Annotated in this window: 2 rRNA genes; both read right to left on the bottom strand. The window is 51.5% G+C overall.

The features are described from left to right. Window positions 1–64: ribosomal RNA gene (gene rrf, locus ACFOFO_RS26640) — 5S ribosomal RNA — on the bottom strand; the annotation flags it as partial. Window positions 65–224: 160 nt separating this feature from the next. Further along, window positions 225–2,206 (bottom strand): 23S ribosomal RNA (locus ACFOFO_RS26295); the annotation flags it as partial.

The raw sequence follows: 2,206 nt of genomic DNA on the forward strand, positions 1-2,206 counted from the left end.
AAAGTCGTTTCACGGTCCTGTTCGGGATGGGAAGGGGTGGTACCAACTTGCTATGGTCATCAGGCATAACTTGTAGAGTTGCGTGTCCGTCCGGGCTGATACCGGCATGGCGACAAGCAACGCAATCTGGGAGAAGTAAAAGAGGTGTTACTTGGGGTGTGATGCACCGATCAACGGTTGGCAAGCACTATGTTGTTACTCATCGTATAACCTGTCAAGGTTATAGGGACAAGCCTTACGGGCAATTAGTATCAGTTAGCTTAACGCATTACTGCGCTTCCACACCTGACCTATCAACGTCCTGGTCTCGAACGACCCTTCAAGGAGCTCAAGGCTCCAGGGAAATCTCATCTCAAGGCAAGTTTCCCGCTTAGATGCTTTCAGCGGTTATCTCTTCCGAACTTAGCTACCCGGCAATGCCACTGGCGTGACAACCGGTACACCAGAGGTTCGTCCACTCCGGTCCTCTCGTACTAGGAGCAGCCCCCTTCAAATTTCCAACGCCCACGGCAGATAGGGACCAAACTGTCTCACGACGTTTTAAACCCAGCTCACGTACCACTTTAAATGGCGAACAGCCATACCCTTGGGACCGGCTACAGCCCCAGGATGTGATGAGCCGACATCGAGGTGCCAAACTCCCCCGTCGATATGAACTCTTGGGAGGAATCAGCCTGTTATCCCCAGAGTACCTTTTATCCGTTGAGCGATGGCCCTTCCATACAGAACCACCGGATCACTATGTCCTACTTTCGTACCTGCTCGACTTGTCAGTCTCGCAGTTAAGCACGCTTATGCCATTGCACTATTAGCACGATGTCCGACCGTACCTAGCGTACCTTCGAACTCCTCCGTTACACTTTAGGAGGAGACCGCCCCAGTCAAACTGCCTACCATGCACTGTTCCCGATCCGGATAACGGACCAAGGTTAGAATCTCAAACAAACCAGGGTGGTATTTCAAGGTTGGCTCCACGCAAACTGGCGTTCACGCTTCAAAGCCTCCCACCTATCCTACACAGATTGGTTCAAAATTCAATGCAAAGCTACAGTAAAGGTTCATGGGGTCTTTCCGTCTAGCCGCGGGTAGATTGCATCATCACAAACATTTCAACTTCGCTGAGTCTCGGGAGGAGACAGTGTGGCCATCGTTACTCCATTCGTGCAGGTCGGAACTTACCCGACAAGGAATTTCGCTACCTTAGGACCGTTATAGTTACGGCCGCCGTTTACTGGGACTTCAATCAAGAGCTTGCACCCCATCATTTAATCTTCCAGCACCGGGCAGGAGTCACACCATATACGTCCACTTTCGTGTTTGCATAGTGCTGTGTTTTTATTAAACAGTCGCAGCCACCAGTTTATTGCAACCCTTTCACCCTTCTGCAGTAAAGCAGTCAAGCTACCAGGGCGTACCTTATCCCGAAGTTACGGTACCAATTTGCCGAGTTCCTTCTCCCGAGTTCTCTCAAGCGCCTTAGAATACTCATCTCGCCCACCTGTGTCGGTTTGCGGTACGGTCTCGTATGACTGAAGCTTAGAGGCTTTTCTTGGAACCACTTCCAATTGCTTCGCGAACAAGTTCGCTCGTCCCCACCCCTTGAATTACGCACCCGGATTTGCCTAGGTGCCTTCTATAAGTGAGAAACCGGCACTTCCAACCGCCGGACAACCTTCTGTGATCCGTCCCCCCATCGCATCATACGACGGTGCAGGAATATTAACCTGCTTCCCATCAGCTACGCATCTCTGCCTCGCCTTAGGGGCCGACTCACCCTGCTCCGATGAACGTTGAACAGGAAACCTTGGGCTTACGGCGTGGGGGCTTTTCACCCCCATTATCGCTACTCATGTCAGCATTCGCACTTCTGATACCTCCAGCATCCTTTACAAGACACCTTCGCAGGCTTACAGAACGCTCTCCTACCATATATCCGAAGATATATCCGCAGCTTCGGTGACTGGCTTAGCCCCGTTACATCTTCCGCGCAGGACGACTCGATCAGTGAGCTATTACGCTTTCTTTAAAGGATGGCTGCTTCTAAGCCAACCTCCTGACTGTTTTAGCCTTCCCACTTCGTTTTCCACTTAGCCAATCTTTGGGACCTTAGCTGGCGGTCTGGGTTGTTTCCCTCTTGACGCCGGACGTTAGCACCCGACGTCTGTCTCCCAAGCTCGCACTCATCGGTATTCGGAGTTTGCAATGG

Origin of the sequence: Pseudundibacterium arcticum (assembly GCF_042646465.1) — a bacterium.
Classification (GTDB): Bacteria; Pseudomonadota; Gammaproteobacteria; order Burkholderiales; family Burkholderiaceae_D; genus Undibacterium_A; species Undibacterium_A arcticum.